Here is a 21015-nt window from a genome sequence, read left to right as displayed (position 1 = left end):
TCGTGAAATGGTATCACTGGATCGAGAACTGCTATAGTTTTAACTTCAATTGCAACTCATCTTTAATGCGGTTGAGAATTGAAGCTTCATCGAGATTCGCTAAAATTTTGCTGATGACTGCTTTTGGCCCTTCTGGCCCCCAAGTTGCGCCATTGGCTAAATAAGCTTTTGTGACTTGACCAATACCGTAAGAAGAGACACCCGCTACACCTGCTTGGGTGAGTGCAACTGTGACGTAAGGTGCTAGGGTGACACCTGCTGTAGCTGGTGCAGAGATACCTAATAAAGTTTTCAAACCACTTAAGCCCAAGTTGGCTAGTAATTCACTCACACCAATACCGCCCATACTCAAGGCTATTCTTTGCAATAGTTTCACAGCCCCAGCTTCGGTCATAGGGATGGCGTAGAGTTTCGATAAACCTAAAATCAAAGCAATATCAATGGCTATACTACTCAGTATATCTACGACCGTCACCGGATTGAGGGCGATCGCTAGGGCTTTAGCCATCACAGCTTTCCAAATCAATTGATTGGCGTTCTGTTCCCTAATTAAGAGTTTGCGTTGTACCAGTTGCTCATTTACAGTGTCAGCATACAACATCGAGTTCAGTGCGACTAAAGCTTTACCCTCACGTTGCAAAATCTCCAATATCTTCAGCTTGAGTTCTTCGACTTGGGCGTTTCCTTGACGTAACTGCAAACCCCGACTACCATCAGGGCGAACTACCGCCGTTTTTACCAATGGTGAAGCGGCTGACATGACAATTTCTAAAGGCGTGAGTAATTCTTTTACCCGTTCATCTCGAATTTTTTCATAAATTGCCAAGCGATCGGCGGCGGGATATTGGTCTACTTTATTAAACACCAAAATTATCGGTTTCCCTGCTTCTCGCAATTGCGAAAGGGCTTGGTGTTCTATCTTCGTCATGTCTCCCGAAATCACAAACAAAATTAAATCAGCTTGTTTGGCGATTTGTTCTGCTAAGGCGGCGCGAGTATCACCATCAACTTCATCTAACCCAGGGGTATCAATGAGTTCTACCTGGGATTGACCAACACTCGGTAAAGTAACACGCAAAGCCCGTTCATTTGTGCCGATGATTTCTTCGTGAATACTCCAATTAACCCTTTGTGCTGCACGAGTTACACCATGCAAAGGGCCTGTTTCAAATACTGGTTGTCCCACCAAAGCATTCAACAGCGATGATTTACCTCGTCCTACCATCCCAAAAGCCGCAATCTGCACAACCATCCGGTCTAACTTGGCCAGCATAGTTTCTAAATCAGCCAGTTCAGTTTCTAACCCTGTCTTTTCTTGTGGTGTCAAGTCAAGATTATTCACCAAGTTTCGCAGTGCTGTTTGGGCTTGTTTATAATTCAGTTCCGCTTGAATATCTTCAAAGCTAAAAATAGCACTATCTAGTTCTTCCTCCCAGTTAGGCGAGTTACTTTGGTCTGGTTCTGGCAATTTAGAAGGCATGATAACCGGAGATTGTTGATTTACCTCATTTTTATCCTAGTTATTTTTTACAGGATATGGGGCGAGAAAATTCAGTGTTCAACCTGCTTTTACCATCCACACCAAAAAACTCAAGATTGTTTCAACAGGAGGCAGGGGATAATCGCTAAAATCAATTGTGACTGTTTGTCCTTCTAGTTTGAGAAATCGCCATTGTGTTCCACTGCTGACAGTACCGTAAATTGTTGTGATAGGCTGTCCCTTAGTTTCATTGAATCTTTGTGCAGCCACCATTTCGGCAATACACTGTCCAAGTCCTGATTTTAAATCTGATTTTTTCGCTTCAACAATTACAATTGCTGGCGCTTCCACTGTTAATTGTTCAGGCGAACGACTAATAAGAAAGTCACAGACACCGTTAAGTCCAATACTCGCATCAACGTTAAACTCCTCTCCTGAAAATACACTGATGGCAGAATGGAGAATGCGGCGCACTTCTAAAAGCACAGGATTTATAATTACCTCAGAACGGGCTTTTTCTGTATCAACTGCAATTGCCCAAGGCAAATCATCTAAAATAGCTTGCAGTCTGGAACTGGGATGCACAGGTTCAATATTTTCGGGAAAAAACCGCACTCCCTCTACAATCATCAGGCGAAAATCTTGTTTCAACCTGTCAATAGTAAATTGACTATAAGGCATAAGCTATTTGGCGTTTAAACTGCACATTCTTGAGTTGGGACTGTCATTAGTTTAGTTATTTAGTCATTTGTCATTTGTATTAACCAAAGGACAAATAACTAATGACAAACTTTTTAGATATTAAGGTCTTATTCTTGATGAGTTTCTTATGTAGCAATTCTATGTCATCTTTTCCCAGCGTATCGGGTGATCCGAAAAAGTAGTAGAGTGAAGAGTGCATCTATTAGCGTTAGGAATTTGACTACATCACCTGTGCGGAAAATTGTTATTGCCGGTAACTGGAAAATGTTTAAAACCCAGGCAGAGACTCAAGATTTCTTGCGAGGGTTTCTGCCTCATTTAGACAACACGCCCGAAGAGCGAGAAATATTATTGTGTCCTCCATTCACCGATTTAGGCATTTTGTCTCAAAGTTTGCATGGTAGCCGTGTACAACTTGGAGCGCAAAATGTTCATTGGGAAGACTCTGGAGCTTATACTGGTGAAATTGCCGCTCCTATGCTTACAGAAATTGGTGTCCGTTATGTAATTGTTGGTCATAGCGAACGACGGCAATATTTTGGTGAAACGGATGAGACAGTTAATCTACGCCTGAAAGCTGCTCAAAAACACGGTTTAACCCCAGTTTTATGTGTAGGGGAAACAAAGCAACAACGCGATGCGGGGCAAACTGAATCACTAATTACTACTCAGCTAGAAAACGACCTAGTGAATGTAGATCAAGATAATTTAGTGATTGCTTATGAACCCATTTGGGCAATTGGGACTGGTGACACCTGTGAAACTACGGAAGCTAACCGAGTTATTGGCTTGATTCGCAGTCAGTTAAAGAACCCTAATGTTCCGATTCAATATGGTGGCTCAGTCAAGCCAAACAATATTGATGAGATCATGGCTCAACCAGAAATTGACGGCGTGCTTGTGGGAGGAGCCAGTCTGGAACCTGAAAGTTTTGCCCGGATTGTCAACTATCAATAGTCTCATGTGCAACGCCTTTTCCCTGGCAGCGCCAGGGAATGGGTTTAACTAAATTAAAAGTTAAAAGTCAAAAGTTAAAAGAATCAGACTTTATCGCTTTGTATGCCCAGTAATTTAATTATTCGTGGGCGTTGTTTCGATTGGGGACAACGCACTTATTTAATGGGTGTGCTGAATGTAACACCTGATAGTTTTAGCGATGGTGGAGATTTTAATAGTACAACTGCGGCTTTAGCTCAAGCCCAAGCAATGGTAGAGGCTGGTGCTGACATCGTTGATGTTGGTGGACAGTCAACGCGGCCGGGGGCAGAGCAAATTAGTTTTGCAGAAGAATTAGATCGAGTTATCCCCATAATTAAGGCAATACGCGCTGAAATGACAGTGCCGATTTCTGTAGATACAACTAGAGTATCTGTAGCAAAAGCAGCAATAGAAGCTGGGGCAGATATTATAAATGATATTTCTGGCGGGACATTTGATGATGAGATGTTGCCAACAGTTGCGAGTTTAGGTGTGCCGATAGTTTTGATGCACATTCGGGGAACACCAGAGACGATGCAACAAATGACAGAGTATGAAGATTTACTTGGAGAAATTGCCAGTTTTTTAACAGGACAAATTTTGGCTGCGACCAAGGCAGGCATCGACCAAGAAAAAATTATTATTGATCCTGGGATTGGTTTTGCTAAGAATTATGAGCAGAATTTAGAGATTTTGCGTGACTTGCGATCGCTCACACAATTAAAGTGTCCTATCTTAGTAGGCGTATCTCGTAAAAGTTTTATTGGTCGCATTCTCAATCAACCAAATCCCAAAGCACGCGCCTGGGGAACAGCAGCGGCTTGTTGTGCTGCTATTGCTAATGGTGCGGATATTTTGCGAATTCACGATGTCAAAGAAATGCGTGAAGTCTCGCTAGTTGCGGATACGTTGTTTAGGTAAGAGGGCTAGGGGTTAGTACAAGAAGGCAAAAGTCAAAAGTAAAAAGGAAAAAGAAAGAATAGTTTTACCACAAGCCTTTTAGAAATTCCAGATGGTCTGTTTATTTACGCCACACTGTACTAGAGGTTGGGGGCTATAGGTTAGTTTTTTGACTCAGCACTCAGCACTTTTTTAAGCCTGACCATTCCCATTCCCTTCAGTACTTACCGTATCACCCAGCATTTGGTCTAATGCGCCTTCAGAGACACTGGGGTTGAGAAATACAATTTTGGCATTGCTACTAGCACTGAGCTTTTGACTAGCTTCTAGATGTTCTTGGGCTACTAAATACCGGAGAATGTCTTTGGTTTCTGGTTTAGCAGTGATAGCTTCTGAAAGAATGCGGATAGATTCTTTCGTGGCTTCGGCGCGTTTAATAGCTGCTTGTCTATCACCTTCTGCTTCTAAAATAGCAGCTTGTTTTTTAATTTCCGCCGCTTGTTGTTCTGCCATTGATTTCTGGACACTTTCGGGGGGTGTAATGCTTTGAATATCTACCCGGATAATCTTCACACCCCATTTTTTACTAGTCTCATTGACAATCTGCAACAGCGATTGATTCATTTGATTTCTAGAAGAAGTTGTTTCGGCTAGGCTTCTGTCGGCAATGTGAGTACGGAGTTCAACTGTGACTAAGTTAGAAAGAGCGACTTGGACATCTTCAACTTTATAAAAGCTGTCTTCCATACTGGTAATTTGCCAAGTGACAACACCATCCACTTCTAAATAAACGTTATCTTTAGTAATTACTTTCTGGGGCTTAATGTCTAAAATCTGTTCTCTGGTGGTGTCTTCCATGACAATCTGATCCACCAAAGGCACGATAAAGTTTAAGCCTGGTCTAAGTGTGCGGTGTCTTTGTCCTAAGCGTTCGACTAAGGCTTCATTACCTTCATTAATAATTTTGGCTGACCCTAACGCATAGCCTACAAGGGCTAAGACTATAGCAATAATTGGCTCCATAGATGCTCCTATTTAGCAATTGGGAGAATTAACTGTTAAGGATATGGTATTTGTCCTACCTTTTAGTCTAGTCTCTTGAGTTTGTGCTTTTATACGCACTCGCTCACAAACCTAGCATCTGTGTATTTGCTACGTTTTAAGTAGATAAAACCGATTGGCAGAATGCGATCGTTATTAAAGCACCTTGATAACATACTGGCAAGAAATTTACCGCAGAAGAATTCAGTTTGGGGATTTTATTCTGAATTCTGACTCCTTCTAATTCACTTCACCGCCAAATCGAGCCAAGGTTTGACGTTACTGGGTAAGTCGCAGTTCAGGCGTAGGGGGATTTCTGGTGTTGATAGAGACTGTGCGTATGCTGCTGTTAAAAATGGTTGGTAAGTTTTTGCTTCTGGTGTGAGTTGCTTGACAAAGGCTAAACTGACACCGCGCAGGAGTTGGCGCAAGGCTTGGGTTTCTGTACCACGTTTTTCTTTGACAATTGTGGCAGCTTCGCCTGCTGAATATGTGGGGTCAAGAATGCTCAAATGAGTTGCACCAATGGCGGTTAATAAATATTTGTTACCCCGTAACTGAGTAAAAGGTCGGATTTGGTGAGTTAAGGCAGGGGTTAACGCATCTTCTGTTGAAGTCAAAATTAATACAGGCTTGTTAATTCGAGACAGTCCCTGTTTACCAAAGAGTTTACCTGTGAGGGGGTTAAGAGCGATCGCACTTTTGACTCGTTCATCCCGCAACTGAAGTTTGTTTTCTTTTAACGATGCGGCGGCGCATTGCAACCAATCACCAAGGGGATCAACCACACTAAGAGAAGTTTTACAAAATTGTCGCACTTGTTCTAAATTGATTTCTCCACCTACCAAAGCCAAAGCTGTATAACCTCCCAAGGAATGACCAATCACAGTCACTTTTTCTGTGTTGAGTTTGCCTTGCAGTTGCCCTGGTTGCTTGTTAAGATTTGCCAGTTCGTTGAGTAAAAAACTCACATCCTTGGGTCGCTCAATAAATTCTTTCGCTGGGAGTAATTTAGCTAAATTTCCTTGGTTCGCAGCATTATTAATGGCTACACCATTACTCCCTGGATGTTCAATAGCAGCAACAGTAATGCCATAACTAGCTAAATGACGCGCTAAATAGCTGGCAAATCTGCGGTTAGCGCCAAAGCCGTGGGAAATTACTACCAATGGTGCTGTAGTGTCGGTTTTTTGACTCCAGTAAATATCTACCGGGATACTGCGTTGACGTTGTTTGTCTTGTAAGGTGAGAGTCTGCTGTTCTACTACTTCTGTCCCAGTGGCGGCGGGGTCGAAACTCGGCTGAAAAGGGGTATTGGTTTTAACTGTTAAATTTCGAGCTAGGATACTGCCAAGGGCTTGGCTTTGTAAATTATTGGGGTTAAATTCTGTAGCAATTTGTAATATTTGAGTTGCATCTAGGTCAATATTTTCCGTGGGGTAGGCTTTGAGGAAACTGACAACGCTCAAACCATTCACTTGACGCAACCCGATACTCATTGTGGCTTGTAGGCTTTCGACGGTACTACCGGGAATAGCTGCGGCTAAGGATGTAATTAATTGTTTGCCTTGGGGTAAGAGAACTAACTCATCCACAAATTTGTCAGCAAATTTAGGATCTACTTGCACTCTTCGATTGAGTAAGCCGCGTAATTCTGGAGTAAAGATAGATTCGTAAGCTTGCAGAGTTTGGGATAATGCTCCAGTTTTAGCAAATTTTTCGATATCCGCGATCGCCACAGATTGCTGGAACGGGCCGAAACGAATAGTTACTGTTTCTGCGGCTAAAGTAGCGGGTATCGCCCAACCCCAACCCAACACAAGACTTGCACTAAACAACAATCCTTGCAAGGGTTTTTTCTTGCAAGGATTATTTTTGGGAAACTGCAAAGAAACTGCCATTTTCTTTGAACCAAAAGATTACCAGCTATGGGGACGTATAAACCTTGATTATTGTCCCCAATTTTTAGCTGTATCCTATACTAAAATCCTGTGAATAGACGCAGCACGTTCAAAATTACACCAAAGGGGCCAGAGATAGCACCTAAAGTTTCACTAGTCTTAGTCAGACCATTACGACTAACGATAACTACATCGTTATTTCGCAGTATAGGATTAGTTGCCTCGTTAATTCCATCAGCAAAATTGACTTTGACAACGCGTTTGGTAACAGAACCATCAGGATTTAAGCGTACCAAATCTACCGCCGCTCTGCTGGCGCGGCTATCATTAAAACCACCAGCCGCCAATAGAGCTTGGTTTAAAGAACTATTGGGCTTAAGTTCTGTCGCGCCTGGTCGTTTAACTTCACCCACCACACCAACTTGGATAGTGTTTGGAGATAAAGTTGTATTCGCCAGTTGAGTTGCTTCTGCGGCAGTCACGTCAGTAGCAGTCGGGATAACAATTGTATCTCCGTCCTGGACGATAATATCTTGATTGACATCACCACTCTGGAGTAATTGCCAGAGATTAATATCAATAGTTTGTTCACTACCAGTTCTGGTTGGGCGGCGGAGTTTCAGGCTGCGAATATCGGCTTGTCCGGTGATTCCACCTGCTAATTGAATGGCTCTGGTGACAGTAGGTAAACCACCTGCGCCCCCTTCTGCACCACCGCCACCTGTGGTCACAAGATAAGAGCCAGGACGGTTGACTTCACCAATAATGGCTACTGTGCGGGGTGTGCTGGGACTAGCAGCAAAGTTGCTGGCGGCTAAATTACGGGCTTCAGCTTTGTCGAAGCTAGACGCAGTTGGGACAAAGATGGTATCGCCATCCCGTAATGTGATATCTTGACCGACTTGACCAGTCTGTACAGCCTCTTTTAAGTTGAGGGTGACGCGCTGTTCCCCTCCTCTGCCGACTTTGCGTCGTACTTCCACTTGGGTGACATCTGCGGCTAAGGTCACACCTTGGGCTGTCGTTAACGCTGCTAATACAGTTGGGTATTGTACGCCAGGGTTATCTCCTGCACCACCACTCAAGCTCAGAGTATAAGAACCCGGTCTTGTGACTTCTCCCGCCACAAAAATGTTAATCGGGCGTGATGATAACAGGTTGACAGAAATTAACGGTCGTTTGAGATAGCGGGAGTACCTTCTAGCAATTTCATCCGATGCTTGTTCAGTGGTTAACCCCTGCAATGGCACACTACCAATTAAAGGTAAAGTAATTGCTCCACCGGGAGGAATTTGATATTCTCCTGTGTATTCTGGTACTTCAAATACGTTCACCCGGATGCGATCGCCGCCACCTAAAGTATAAGTTGAATCTAATTGTTGAGATGTTGCTGATGGTACCTGTTGTAGCGTTGGGATGACAGGTGTTCTGTTCGGCGGGATTGTTTGTGAAGTTGGAATTACTGGTTTTGCAGTTGGTAATACTGGTTGTCCCTGAGCTAGGCTGACGGGCGACACAGCGAAATTGATAGCTGTACAAAAAGCCACACCCATAGATGACTGGGTGAGGAATTTCAATAAACCTGTGTTAAACATATTTACCTTAGACTCTGAGACTACGATCGGCAAAGTACTGTCTAAACATTTTAATCTTGACTATACTTAAGTATTCTTGTTCCCCGACAATCTTATTTTTCTAGTAAGGATACTCTTTTCCGGAAGCATAATTATTTATAAGATTTGAATTTTTGATAAAGTTAGCTTAAAGACTAACTTACTTAGAAGGCACTTAAGCATTTATTAATACAAGTTTTGATAGCAATTTACTACCTACGTAAGTGGTTCAGATCCCCGACTTCTTGAAGAAGTCGAGGATCTAAAATCAAAAATTTAAAATGCGTCATTGAATATCAAAAATTACTAAACAGATGTATTTGGTTGTTGAATCTTTTGAATAAAAAAGTCTTCTAAGGAATGTCGCGCTAAATCCAAAGAAACGATTTTACCTTCCATTAAACGAAGACTATCGAGAAAATCATAGTAGTCTTCTGATAAAGTACCTTGCCAAGAACCATCATGGCTAAAGGTTAAATTAGACAGCCATTTATGTAAAACTTCTTTGTCACCACCTTTACCTTTGATTTGGTAAGCATGATTATTGCCTAACAATTCATCTAAAGAACCAGCACAAACTAATTCACCTTTGGCGAGAATGGCAATGCGATCGCAAATTTGCTCAACTTCACTCAAAATGTGACTATTAAAAAAGATAGTCTTACCGGCGGCTTTTAACCCTAAAATAATTTCCCGCATTTGGTAGCGTCCAAGCGGATCAAGACCAGACATCGGTTCATCCAGAAATATCACTTCTGGGTCATTAATTAACGCCTGCGCCATACCCACACGCTGTAACATTCCCTTAGAATAACGCCGCATTTGTTTTTTACGGGCATCCGCTACAGGTAAACCGACTAGTTCTAAAAGTTCTGGAATGCGCCGACGCTGGACACTCCGTGGAATTTGGAAGATTCCCGCCGCTAACTCTAAAAACTCCCAGCCAGTGAGATAATCATACAAATAAGGATTTTCTGGCAGATAGCCGATACTTTGCTTGACTTGGCGATCGCCCAATAGTTTACCTAATAATAATCCCCGCCCTGCCGTTGGTCGAATAATCCCCAACAACAATTTTAATAAAGTCGTTTTTCCCGCACCATTTGGCCCCAATAAGCCAAAAGTTTCCCCCTGATATACCGTCAAAGAACAACCTTTGAGAGACACTATCTTTTGATTTAACCAAAAGCCAGTGCGATAAACTTTTCGCAAATCATAAGTTGCAACAACTGGTGGTACACCGATAGGTTGCGGTTGAGATTCTGGAGTATCTATAACAGATGTCATTGTCAAAATTAAGAGAATGTTTAGAAAAGTTCTGGGCGTTAATACATAAATAAAGTCCGCCTGCGCTGACTTGCAGAACTAAGCCCTAAGAAATATAGTTGTAAACTTGTTTATACTAAGTTGCTTGCCAAAATATTATTCCTACTCCCATCTCAAGTAGAGACGTTGTATGCAACGTCTTGATAACTTTGACTACAACTTAGTATCAGTACCTTTATAATAGACAAATTAAAAAATGGCACGTTTTTTCTGAAATTATCAGAGGCTATTTATAGAAGAAATATTTAAGTAGTGGCGTGGCAAGCCTTAAATTTTGCATTAAAGTTCTCTTGTGGGATAGGCTTCTAGTCTGTCCAGTGCGGGCAGGATGCCCACATCACAAAACTATATTTTGCACTATTTTAGCCTTGTCACGCCACTACGTACATTTCAAAAATCAAATATTAGTCCTATAGTGCAGAAATTATAGATGATTAATATATTTACAATTTGTTGAATTTAATTTGATTTATACTTCAGTTTTAAACATAAGATTATCAGGTTAAAAATAAATGATATGGCATTAGCAATAATAATTGGTAAGGCTTGTAAAGCAATGCCATAAACCAACCATAATAATAAGCCACTCATAAATGTAATTAACATCACAAAAGATACATCTTTTGCTGATTTGCTTTTCCATGTTTTAAACATCTGGGGCAGAAATGCAATGGTAGTTAATGCCCCAGCAACTAACCCTAAAATTGTCAAAAAATCCATTAGACTTGAGTAATATTTGTAAATATATGCAATGAACATATATTAACATAGATTAATCTGGCAAAATTTTAGTTATTCATCATTTTTGGGTGTTTTGAGGTAAGATTTAGCCCAAGCATACCTGTGTGGGTCTTTCTTGAGTAAATATGTTGCCGCTTCATGACGTTGTTCCTCATCTTTTTTATTGCGGAATATTCGTTTAATTTCATAGTCTATCTCTTCAGTTTTAGCTCCACGTTTGATGGCTTCATCAAAGTAATAATCACCCTTAGTATAGTCACCGATATCGTAATAAATTGCGCCCAGTAAGGTATAGGGTTGATAACTATCTGGATGTAATTCCATAGCTTTAACTGCACATTTTTCAGCTTCTACCAATTTACCTGTATCTCGGAATGCTGCGCCTCTAGTAACTAAAATTGCTGACTTGAGTTTATTTTCTTTAATCTTATTTAAATCTAAATTAGTTAACTTTAATGACTGTTCTGGTTCATTAGCTTTACGCCAATAACTACTAGCTGTTGGTATCTTCCACTTATTGCCAGTGCGACTATATTCTTGCTCATAAAATTCAGCTTCTAATTTATAATGTGCAGTTGCAATCCCACCACCAGAAGATAACTGCTCTTGTTCGATTAACTGAACAACTAAAATAATATCTAGACGTTCTTTATTCTCCAATTTCACCATGATTGTGTAAAATGGCTCTATTGATGGGTTGAAGTCTACGAATCGATATTTTTTTCTTGAGATAGTTGTAATGCTTTTGTTTAGCTAAGTTTATAATATCTTCACGCCCATTATCTTTTAGCCATTCAATTTCAGAATTATCTAATAATTCTCCTAAATCGATTTTAGATTTTAGCAGAGATATATATTGCTCATTGGCAATTTTTATAGTATCCGTGAGCTTGCGTTTTTTGAGAAAGTTGATATCTTGTTCACCTAACTTATTTCTCGCTTCAAGACTTTTGAGAAGTTTATATAAATGGCTTTTCGGTGAAGAGTCTTGATATTGACTAGCTTTATACTTCTTTTTTAAAGAAATAAATTCTTTGGTTTGTTCTATTTCTTGAACAATAGCGATTGTTTCAGTTAGTTGCTGCTGTTCCAGCCATTTCAGTTCGTCATCACCTAACTGTTGTTGAGCATCAATTTTCAATAAAATATTATATAACCTATGATAGAGAGATTGAGTTTGGTATTTAGTGGCTTGATATTTAACTTTAAGTGCGGCAAATTCCGCCTCTTTAGCTGACTCTTGTTGTTTAAAAATTTCTGCTGTTTCCCACAGTTGATTATTTATAAGCCAATCATATTCAGCCTGAGTTAAGCTTTCACTGATATTTAATTTTTTCAGGATTGAATATAAATTGCTAGTAGGAAATGAGTTTTGATATGAATTAGCTTTATATTTAGATTTAAGTTGAACAAATAGTTTAATTTCTTGAGCAAGGGAATTTGTATCTTCTAAATGATTTGATTTTAACCAATGACATTCTGAATTAGTGAGATATTGTCCAGATTCCAGTTTTAACAGTAGATAATACAGAGGGCTTGATTGCCAATATATATCATGTTTTTTGACTTTATATTTAGACTTTAATTGAGAAAATTCATTTTCTAGATTTATCAATTCTTGCAATCTATGTTGTTGTTCTTGTTTGATAGTTTTTAAAGTTTGATCAAGCTGCGATTCTTTTAAGCAATTAATTTCTGATGCACTCAGTTCAACTCCTAAATCAGCCTTTCGGAGTATAAAGTATAAGATATTCTGAGGTAATAAGTCTGGACATTGAGTTACTTGGTATTTAGATTTCAGTAGATTAAAGTGTTGTAAGCTGTTTTGCGACTGTTGAGCCATGTTGATAGTAGATGTGATCGCACTTAGTTAAAGGTGTCATTCGCTACTATAGCAACACTACAAAAAAAGGGCGAATAAAATATCCACCCAGAAATAATAAGTATTTACCGCATTTAGAGCAGTCTTTATTACAACACTTTACATTGGCCATGATGTCGCAACAAATGGTCACACAGCACTAGCGCCACCATTGCTTCTACCATTGGCACAGCACGGGGTAACACACAAGGATCATGTCTGCCTTTGCCGGCTAATACGGTTTCTTCACCTTCATTAGTTACTGTTTTTTGTTCTTTTCTAATAGTTGCGGTGGGTTTAAAAGCAACTCGTAAAATGATATTTTCGCCGTTGGAAATACCGCCTTGGATACCACCGGAACGGTTAGTTACAGTCCGAATTTCACCATTTTCATCGATATAAAATTCGTCGTTATGTTCAATTCCCGTTAATAATGTGCCGGCAAAACCCGAACCAATTTCAAAACCTTTACTGGCTGGAAGTGACATCACGGCTTTGGCAATATCGGCTTCTAACTTATCAAATACTGGTTCGCCTAAACCTTTCGGCACGTTGCGAGCAACACACTCTACCACACCGCCAATAGAATCGCCTTGTCTGCCAGTTTGCTCGATTAACTCAATCATCCGATTGGCGCATTCTGCATCAGGACAGCGCACAATATTACTTTCTACTTGTTCTAAGGTGACGGTATTAGGGTCAACGATGCCTTCTAAATCTTTGATGCGTTTGACATAACCAATCACTTCTAGATTAGCAACTTGTTGGAGAATTTTTTTAGCGATCGCACCTGCGGCGACTCTACCAATTGTCTCTCGCGCCGAAGACCGACCGCCGCCTTGCCAATTCCGAATTCCGTATTTAGCATCATAGGTTGCATCTGCATGGGAAGGACGATATTTCACCGCCATCTCATCATAATCTTGCGATCGCGTGTCTTTATTCCGCACTAAAATAGCGATCGGTGTCCCCAGAGTTTTTCCTTCAAACACCCCAGACAAAATCTCACAGGTGTCTGCTTCTTTGCGCGGCGTGGTAATCTTACTTTGTCCTGGCCGCCGCCTGTCTAACTCAAACTGAATTTCTGCTGCTGTGATTTCCAGTTGCGGAGGACAACCATCAATGACAACTCCCACACCGCCGCCGTGGGACTCACCAAAAGTAGTAATGCGAAACAGATGCCCAAAAGTATTGCCCATGATTGTGAGGAAAAAGGATAAGGCTTATGTATTTTACCGAGAGTTCTTGCAAATGTTAAGTTTCACGAATCAGGGATATGGCAGAGAAGGGAGATAAGCTGTTAAACATTTATTCTGCACATGGAGACCGCAGGGGGGTAGGGGGCAGGGAGCAAGGGAGAGGGTTTGGAGCTTTATTTAGCATTAAACATAGTGCAATTTAAATGACGATTAGCTTAATGACTTAATAATTGCGATCGCCAACAGTCTCATACTATTGCAAGTTGACCTGAATCACACAAACCATCATCAACAACCGTCTTGGATAAAAGATATGATTAAGTGTGCATTGTGAATTGTTGATATGGTTACTCTGTCTCCCAGTCTGCAAGCTAGACTCTCCCAACCTTTAAAAATTGGCTCCTTTGAAGTAAAAAGCCGAGTTCTACAATCGCCTTTATCTGGGGTGACAGATTTGGTGTTTCGTCGGCTAGTGCGCCGCTATGCACCAGATTCGATGATGTATACCGAAATGGTCAACGCTACGGGACTGCACTATGTGAAGCAGTTACCCAAAATCATGGAAGTAGACCCTAATGAACGCCCAATTAGTATTCAGTTATTTGATTGTCGCCCTGATTTTTTAGCCGAAGCAGCCGTGAAAGCTGTAGCGGAAGGGGCTGATACTGTTGATATTAATATGGGATGTCCGGTAAATAAAATTACCAAAAATGGTGGTGGTTCTTCGCTGTTGCGTCAGCCAGAAGTTGCTGAAGCCATTGTGCGGGAAGTGGTGAAAGCGGTAGATGTACCAGTAACAGTTAAAACCCGGATTGGCTGGAATGATAAGGAAATCACGATTCTCGATTTTGCCAAGCGGATGGAAGATGCAGGGGCGAAAATGATTACTGTGCATGGACGCACCCGCGCTCAAGGTTACAATGGTAACGCTCGTTGGGAATGGATAGCCCGTGTAAAAGAGGTGCTGTCGATACCTGTAATTGGTAATGGCGATATATTTTCTGTAGAAGCCGCAGTCAAATGTTTAGAGGACACTGGCGCTGATGGTGTGATGTGTTCGCGCGGAACTTTGGGTTATCCCTTTTTGGTAGGCGAGGTTGACCACTTCTTGAAAACAGGTGAACTTTTGCCACCGCCAACCCCAATTCAACGCTTAGAATGTGCCAGAGATCATTTACAAGCTTTATGGGAATATAAAGGCGATCGCGGTGTTCGTCAAGCCCGTAAACACATGACTTGGTACGCTAAAGGCTTTGTCGGCGCGGCTGAATTACGCGGACAATTAAGTGTGATTGAAACAGTCCAGCAAGGTTTAGATTTAATTGACCGCGCTATGGAAAAGTTAGCATCTGGTTATGAGGTGTTGGAAGAAAGTACTAATTTTCAGATGGTGTAGAAGGGGGATGAGGGGGACAAGGGAGACAAAGGGGACAAGGTAGACAAGGTGGATAGAAATTTGGTGGGTAGGTGAACAACTCTTAAACCCTTACACCCCTACACCCTTACACCCAACCTCAACAGACTGTGACATACTCTTAACTCTCTAACATCTGCCGTGCAAACTCAATTGCGGCTGTGGCTGTAGCAATTTTACCTCCGGCTTGGGCGATCGCAATCTCTGTTAGTAGTTCCCCGACGACTGGCGAGGCTGGAATGTTTAGTGCTAACATTAGTTGTTTACCACTCACTAGTTGAGTGGGATGAGCGACCAGATCATCAGGGTTAAGGTAGCGGCTGATCAAAGGTGAGTAAACCAACAATGATTTGTCGCCTGACATCGCCTCTACCAAAGTATCTTGTGCTACCGCCAATAATACGACAACAGGAAAGACATTACCTGCTTCTTGGAACAAAAAATATTGTTCTCTAATAGACTTGTCGGTAGATTTTAGCTGCGGGAATAATTTCAAAGCCGTGGTAATAGCGCGAATTTCAGCACGGCTATAGGTGAGTTCTTGGAGTTCTAATTCGGCAACTTCAGGATTACTATCTACAAGACAAGCAAGTTTGGCGATACCTAACCAAGTGGTTTTCACAGTATCACGCAGATATTGTTGTAATTCTGCACCAAATTGCGGTGCAAGGATGGCGGCGGCTGTGTCAACGGCGGCGAGTTTATCAAAGCTGGCGGTTGTGGCATTTTTGAAGAAGTGAGAAAGTAAACCATCTTTTCCGGCGTTGGTTAACCAGGGTGTACCTTGGGGACTGGCTAGAAGATAGCCTATTTCGGTACGGACTCGTTCGGCGGCGACTGTGTGGAGGTGTGATGCTAAGGCGCGAATTGTGATTTGTGTATTTGGTTCAATAGTAAAATTCAGTTGGGCGGCTTGGCGATAAGCACGCATTAACCGCAAAGGGTCGTCTTTGAGGTTGGCTGGTGATACCATACGCAACAAGCCTTGCTCTAAATCAGCACAACCTTGCAATGGGTCGATGATTTCTTGGGTGTGGGGGTTATAGGCGATCGCATTAATTGTAAAATCACGTCTATGCAAGTCAGTTTCTAAACTATCGCCTTCTTGTTGAGCAAAGTCAGCCGTAGCTTGGGAAAATACCACACGGGCAATTTTACGTTCTGCGTCGAGTAAAACAAAGCCAGCTTGATAACGTTTAGCGATCGCTCTCGCTACCTGCACCGCATCAGATGGGATCACAAAGTCAAGATCCCAATATTCACGGGTTCTGCCTAAAATCGCATCACGCACCGCACCACCCACCATGTAAGCTGGTTGTGGCAAGCATTCCAAGCTAAAAGGCCAATTTTGCGGCGCGAGAATTGCAGAAACAGAACTGTGCATTTGTAATAAAAATCAACCCGGTAACTAATGAAGAATAGCTTTGCTTACGCTAGATTAGCAATAAAGCTCCTGGAGTTGGTTATATTATGTGTATTTGCGTAAACTGCCACTACGTAGACCGTTGTGTAACCTATCATGCCGTAGAAACCCAACACCAACAGCCTCATTTAACAGAGAGCCCGACTTTTGACCCCAATGAACCTTCTATTAACGTTAACATCCGCACCAAAGAGGATGTGATTGAAATGGAATGGGATGTTGTTGGCTGTCTTAGCTTTAAGCAAGAAATGGGTAAATGGTCGAAATTGCGTCCTGGTGAACTAGTACCGACGTGATGGATATGATAGGTAAATTGTCAGCGACTACTGCGATTTCTTGTAGTAGTCGCATATTTTTATGATTGAATAAATATCACGCCAACTCTAGGAAAATTAATATAATTACTCGCTTTGACCACGGAACTAACCACTCTACACCCCCAAAAATACGCTTTATCCCTGCATACAACCACGCCAGAATTAGGTTTTGCTATGAGTAATTTTGCTGGCGAAACTCGCACCAATGTTTGGAATTTAGGGCGTGATTTATCGAGTTATATACATCAATATTTAGTTGAATTTATCCACCCACACACTTGGGCAGATTTAGAATTTATTGCTGTTGCCAAAGGGCCTGGCGGCTTTACCGGAACTCGTATTGGTGTAGTTCTCGCCCGCACTTTAGGGCAACAATTAAATATTCCCGTGTTTGCTATTTCGACTTTAGCGGCAGTAGCTTGGTCACATAAAAATCATACTCAAAAAGCGATCGCTGTGGAAATGCCAGCACAACGCGGTAAAGTATTTGGTGCGATTTATCAAATTAATTCCCACACTTCAGAAATCACAGCCTTATTTCCTGATACAGTACTAACCCCAGAAGCTTGGCAAGAAACTTTAGCTAACTGCAACACTGAGTATCAACTAATTTCCGCAATCTCTGGGTTAGCTGCAACTGTCACAAATATTTTGGAACTTTCTTATCTAGAATGGCGACAAGGAAAACGCCCTCAGTGGTCAGAAGCATTACCTTATTATGGACAACATCCAGTAGAAATTTAAAAAACACTGGCATTTCTCCACATTATAGTTATACTGCTGTCATCACTACGCAAAATTCGTAAAGTAAAACTAAAATAATTACGGATAAATATGTGCTTAATACATATTAATTGAGGAGTATCGATGTGTTTAGCCCAAAATTATGGCAATTATTAACAGCAGGAACTATTACGCTGATTGGTACGGGTGGTGGCTTGAGTCTCACAGGATTACTACTCAAAGCTACCCTTAACAATCCTTTACTATCTGCACAATCGGTAGATAAGAAATCGGCAGTAACTACACAAAATGCCAGTTTAAACACCACTCAACAAACTATATCAAAGGAATTTCAAGGACAAACCATTTATCAAGCTAAATTACCCATAACAGATAAAGTTATTGCCCTAACTTTTGATGATGGCCCTGGCCCAAAAAATACTACACAAATATTAGAAATTCTTAAACAAAATCATATTAAAGCTACGTTTTTTTTAGTAGGGCAAATGGTTAGTTTCCATCCCCAAATTGTTAAACAAATTGCCGCTGAAGGTCATGTATTAGGCAACCATACATGGCATCATTGGTATCGTCGGATGGATGTAGCCACCGCAGCGAGTGAAATTAATCGCACAGCAGATTTGATATATAAACTTACCGGAGTGAAAACCACATTATTTCGTCCCCCTGGTGGCTTTTTACACAATGGCTTAGTTGATTATGCCAAAAGTCAAAAGTATGCAATTATTATGTGGTCTGATGAATCTGGAGACTCTCAACGTCGTGGTCAAACTCCAACACTAATTAAAAATGTCGTAAAAAGTGCCAAACCCGGTGGAATTGTGTTGATGCACGATGGTGGTGGTAATCGTTCTCGTACTGTGAAAGCATTACCACAAGTTATTGCAGATTTAAAGGCTAAAGGTTATAAGTTTGTCACCATCCCGGAATTAATGGAAATGGAAACCAAAGCCAAAGATGTAGTCACAGCCGAATCTTCTGTAGTTACCAAAGATGGGCATTCTAGTCATTAATGATAAGTAGGGTGGGGTGAAAAAGTTATCTGTGAGGAGAGGGAACAGGGAAGAGTGCAGGGGAAAAGTTTTTATATCATCAGGACTCATGCACAAGCTACGGAAAATCTAACCACAGAGGCGCAGAGTCCACAGAGACATGAGAGTTTAAGAGGTGTTTTGCTTAAGTCTTAATCATATTCGATTAAACACTTGTCATTACGAGCGTAGCGAAGTAATCGCAGAGTCCAGGCGATTACTTCGTTCCACTTCGTTGCACTCGCAATGACGTATGATAAGTAATTTGCCAGATATGATCTTGGCGGTTATGTCAGCATAACTAACTGTTGCTTGATCAAGGTTCTCACTCCATCCAAGCTTAATTGCACATTTGCCAAAATTTCCCCTACCGTTGCTTGTCCATTACAGGCTTGCATAAACTCAAACTCTGCTGTTGATAAATTGACAATTTGATAGTCGTAATTAAAGATACATTGACTCGGAAAGCCATCAATACAAGGGTTTAATTCTGGGATAGCCGATAACAGCTTGTCATCACTTGACCAGTCGGCTTTAGCTAGGGGAGGACGACCAAGGAAAAATTCGTAATGGGTAACTTCTGGGTCTAGTAATTCGATTAAACGATACAACTGACGTTCACTGAGATTTTCTGCCCGTTCGATTAACTCTGGTGCTTTTCCTAAAAGTCTATCTAACTGCCAAAATCCAGGATTGGAAAAGCCGACAAACTCTAAACCAGAAGCATCAATTAATTCAAACAATGTATCAATGTTGTAATCAACTTCTTGGGGATGAACGTACATATCAGCAAAGCATTCATCGCGCTGGTTTTCCATTGCCCAGCGTTGTTTTTCGTATTTGACAATTCGATTATTTTCTGGTAGAGAGGAAAATATTTTTCTTCCGACTTGCACACCATCACGGTAGTCGCCGCGCTTGTCGCCTTGGAGAAGGGCGATCGCTTTTTGCATAAGTTGAATTTCCCAACGTCCCAACTCGCCATACACAAAAATGTGCATAATTCCGCCTGGGGCTAATTTCTTAGCTAAAGCTTGAATACCGCGAATTGGGTCAGGTAAGTGATGCAAAACCCCGACGCAATTGATTAAATCAAATTCACCGGGTAATTGTTCCACATCGTAGATGCTGAGGTGATGAAATTCCACGCGGTTCGCGCCGGAACGCTGACAACGTTCTTGCGCCACAGCCAAAGCACCCGCACTCAAGTCAATACCAACTACAGAAGCTTGGGAGTTGAGGTGAACCAAGTATTCTGTACCTACACCTGTACCGCAGCCAGCATCTAAAATGCGGATGTCTTGCTTTTGCGGCTTTTGACCTGTGCAGAAGTTATAAGCTGCTAACCAATTCCAACGCCAGTTATAACCCGGAGGTGGTTCATCTAGCAGGGGTTCTGGAGGAAAGGGATAGGTATTGTAGAGTTTGGCAACAGCAGCACTTACACTTTGAGAATCTGACATGATCAACAACATCGCAGCATTTCTGAGTTTATCGAAATGCTGGACATTTGTGGTAGGGATTTTTGAGAGAGGTTGAGGGACAAGGACGACAAGGGAGACAACTTAGAACTTACACTTCGACTGCGCTCAGTGTACACCACTCAGGACTCCTTACTCAGCACTTATCGTTCTTGATAATCTTCGGAGGATTTTGGATCTAGTTCCCAGCGACGATCATCGCGTTGTTCGAGAATTTCGTTGGTACGGAGGAAGGCGCGGTCATCCATTTCTAAACCAACGGCTGCTTCGATTTCTTCGGTAACATCTTGTTCAGGAACCGCGACAGTACCACCAACCGCTTCGTCACCTACGGTATCTTGCCAATAAGTATAACCGTCCTCACTGGTAACTTCGGGGCTATCGGGATACTCTGGGGTACTTTGATCGAGCGATCGCTCACCAATATTGTACCCTGGTAAGTCTTTGACTCCAGTGCCGTAAGATTCAGTAATTTCTTGTGGTAAATCTTCTGAATTAATTTCAGGATGCTGATTTTTTTCTGTCATAATATCTGCCTTTTCTGCATCCTTACAATAACGTTTTTATTAGTAAAATTTGTCTGACTTTCGATGTATGACTTTAGTCGTAAAAAAATCTATCCCCTTAGAACGAAGTTAATGTAATTTTTACAGCCTAATCTTGTAAGAGTAAATCCAAGGTTAAGCTACTTGTAGTTGAATCTGTTAGTTATGAGTTAGAAGTACTCAACCCACACAAAAAGCTTTCTTAATTTCTTCTTAACTCATAACTTTTTCTCGGTAAAAATTATCATTGATATTTTTATTCCTGACAATTTCTCATACCCAAATCCCAATAAGTATGGAGCTTGTTTCAGCGGAGGT

The 21015-nt window shown here is 41.4% G+C and carries 19 protein-coding genes; 6 read left to right on the top strand and 13 right to left on the bottom strand.

What is annotated here, in order from left to right; all coding sequences use genetic code 11:
• Positions 1 to 31: 31 nt before the first annotated feature.
• Both ACX27_RS19720 and ACX27_RS19715 read right to left on the bottom strand, forming a co-directional pair.
• Positions 32 to 1480: a GTP-binding protein gene (locus ACX27_RS19720; protein WP_062295092.1), complete on the bottom strand. Its 1449-nt coding sequence runs from the start codon at positions 1478 to 1480 to the stop codon at positions 32 to 34.
• Between the two features lie 78 nt (positions 1481 to 1558).
• The gene (locus ACX27_RS19715) at positions 1559 to 2161 is read right to left on the bottom strand and encodes a hypothetical protein (protein ID WP_062295091.1); all 603 of its coding nucleotides are present in this window, start codon (positions 2159 to 2161) and stop codon (positions 1559 to 1561) included.
• A 252-nt stretch (positions 2162 to 2413) separates the two neighbouring features.
• Between ACX27_RS19715 and tpiA the strand changes: the two genes are divergently transcribed.
• Positions 2414 to 3139: a triose-phosphate isomerase gene (gene tpiA / locus ACX27_RS19710; RefSeq protein WP_062298441.1), complete on the top strand. Its 726-nt coding sequence runs from the start codon at positions 2414 to 2416 to the stop codon at positions 3137 to 3139.
• A 102-nt stretch (positions 3140 to 3241) separates the two neighbouring features.
• Complete coding sequence (gene folP, locus ACX27_RS19705; RefSeq protein WP_062295090.1) at positions 3242 to 4081, top strand: dihydropteroate synthase; 840 nt, start codon at positions 3242 to 3244, stop codon at positions 4079 to 4081.
• A gap of 171 nt (positions 4082 to 4252) precedes the next feature.
• Here the strand turns inward: folP and ACX27_RS19700 are convergent, their stop codons facing one another.
• The 8 genes from ACX27_RS19700 to aroC all read right to left on the bottom strand — a co-directional run bounded on the left by ACX27_RS19700 (position 4253) and on the right by aroC (position 13742).
• Positions 4253 to 5083, bottom strand: a complete 831-nt coding sequence (locus ACX27_RS19700; RefSeq protein ID WP_062295089.1) for an SPFH domain-containing protein — start codon at positions 5081 to 5083, stop codon at positions 4253 to 4255.
• 263 nt (positions 5084 to 5346) lie between these two features.
• On the bottom strand, positions 5347 to 7002 hold the full coding sequence (locus ACX27_RS19695; RefSeq protein WP_062295088.1) for an alpha/beta hydrolase: 1656 nt from the start codon (positions 7000 to 7002) through the stop codon (positions 5347 to 5349).
• Between the two features lie 80 nt (positions 7003 to 7082).
• The gene (locus ACX27_RS19690) at positions 7083 to 8597 is read right to left on the bottom strand and encodes a polysaccharide biosynthesis/export family protein (RefSeq protein ID WP_062295087.1); all 1515 of its coding nucleotides are present in this window, start codon (positions 8595 to 8597) and stop codon (positions 7083 to 7085) included.
• A 324-nt stretch (positions 8598 to 8921) separates the two neighbouring features.
• Positions 8922 to 9902: an ABC transporter ATP-binding protein gene (locus ACX27_RS19685; RefSeq protein WP_062295086.1), complete on the bottom strand. Its 981-nt coding sequence runs from the start codon at positions 9900 to 9902 to the stop codon at positions 8922 to 8924.
• Positions 9903 to 10400: 498 nt separating this feature from the next.
• The gene (locus tag ACX27_RS19680) at positions 10401 to 10661 is read right to left on the bottom strand and encodes a SemiSWEET transporter (RefSeq protein ID WP_062295085.1); all 261 of its coding nucleotides are present in this window, start codon (positions 10659 to 10661) and stop codon (positions 10401 to 10403) included.
• Positions 10662 to 10733: 72 nt separating this feature from the next.
• A complete protein-coding gene (locus ACX27_RS34050; RefSeq protein ID WP_235526274.1) occupies positions 10734 to 11351 on the bottom strand; it encodes a tetratricopeptide repeat protein in 618 nt (205 codons plus the stop codon).
• On the bottom strand, positions 11332 to 12525 hold the full coding sequence (locus ACX27_RS19675; RefSeq protein ID WP_235526273.1) for a hypothetical protein: 1194 nt from the start codon (positions 12523 to 12525) through the stop codon (positions 11332 to 11334). The genes ACX27_RS34050 and ACX27_RS19675 overlap by 20 nt, the downstream gene beginning before the upstream one ends.
• 128 nt (positions 12526 to 12653) lie before the next feature.
• Complete coding sequence (aroC, locus tag ACX27_RS19670; RefSeq protein ID WP_062295084.1) at positions 12654 to 13742, bottom strand: chorismate synthase; 1089 nt, start codon at positions 13740 to 13742, stop codon at positions 12654 to 12656.
• A gap of 343 nt (positions 13743 to 14085) precedes the next feature.
• On the opposite strand from aroC, the gene dusB reads away from it, so the two are divergent.
• Positions 14086 to 15138 (top strand): tRNA dihydrouridine synthase DusB, encoded by a 1053-nt coding sequence (dusB, locus tag ACX27_RS19665; protein WP_062295083.1) that lies wholly within the window; start codon positions 14086 to 14088, stop codon positions 15136 to 15138.
• A gap of 139 nt (positions 15139 to 15277) precedes the next feature.
• Here the strand turns inward: dusB and ACX27_RS19660 are convergent, their stop codons facing one another.
• The gene (locus tag ACX27_RS19660) at positions 15278 to 16540 is read right to left on the bottom strand and encodes a tRNA nucleotidyltransferase/poly(A) polymerase-related protein (RefSeq protein WP_062295082.1); all 1263 of its coding nucleotides are present in this window, start codon (positions 16538 to 16540) and stop codon (positions 15278 to 15280) included.
• Between the two features lie 86 nt (positions 16541 to 16626).
• On the opposite strand from ACX27_RS19660, the gene ACX27_RS19655 reads away from it, so the two are divergent.
• The 3 genes from ACX27_RS19655 to ACX27_RS19645 all read left to right on the top strand — a co-directional run bounded on the left by ACX27_RS19655 (position 16627) and on the right by ACX27_RS19645 (position 18653).
• Positions 16627 to 16875, top strand: a complete 249-nt coding sequence (locus tag ACX27_RS19655) for a Ycf34 family protein (RefSeq protein ID WP_062295081.1) — start codon at positions 16627 to 16629, stop codon at positions 16873 to 16875.
• A gap of 114 nt (positions 16876 to 16989) precedes the next feature.
• The gene (gene tsaB / locus ACX27_RS19650) at positions 16990 to 17640 is read left to right on the top strand and encodes a tRNA (adenosine(37)-N6)-threonylcarbamoyltransferase complex dimerization subunit type 1 TsaB (protein ID WP_062295080.1); all 651 of its coding nucleotides are present in this window, start codon (positions 16990 to 16992) and stop codon (positions 17638 to 17640) included.
• A gap of 125 nt (positions 17641 to 17765) precedes the next feature.
• The gene (locus ACX27_RS19645) at positions 17766 to 18653 is read left to right on the top strand and encodes a polysaccharide deacetylase family protein (protein WP_062295079.1); all 888 of its coding nucleotides are present in this window, start codon (positions 17766 to 17768) and stop codon (positions 18651 to 18653) included.
• A 305-nt stretch (positions 18654 to 18958) separates the two neighbouring features.
• Here ACX27_RS19645 and ACX27_RS19640 read toward each other — a convergent pair whose 3' ends face one another.
• On the bottom strand, positions 18959 to 20134 hold the full coding sequence (locus tag ACX27_RS19640; protein WP_062298439.1) for a class I SAM-dependent methyltransferase: 1176 nt from the start codon (positions 20132 to 20134) through the stop codon (positions 18959 to 18961).
• A 161-nt stretch (positions 20135 to 20295) separates the two neighbouring features.
• Positions 20296 to 20679, bottom strand: a complete 384-nt coding sequence (locus tag ACX27_RS19635; protein WP_062295078.1) for a DUF6335 family protein — start codon at positions 20677 to 20679, stop codon at positions 20296 to 20298.
• Positions 20680 to 21015: the final 336 nt, after the last annotated feature.

It is taken from the genome of Nostoc piscinale CENA21 (genome assembly GCF_001298445.1).
GTDB classification, from domain to species: Bacteria; Cyanobacteriota; Cyanobacteriia; order Cyanobacteriales; family Nostocaceae; genus Nostoc_B; species Nostoc_B piscinale_A.
Note: the sequence above shows the minus strand (reverse complement) of the source record. Positions and strands in the feature narration are given on the sequence as shown.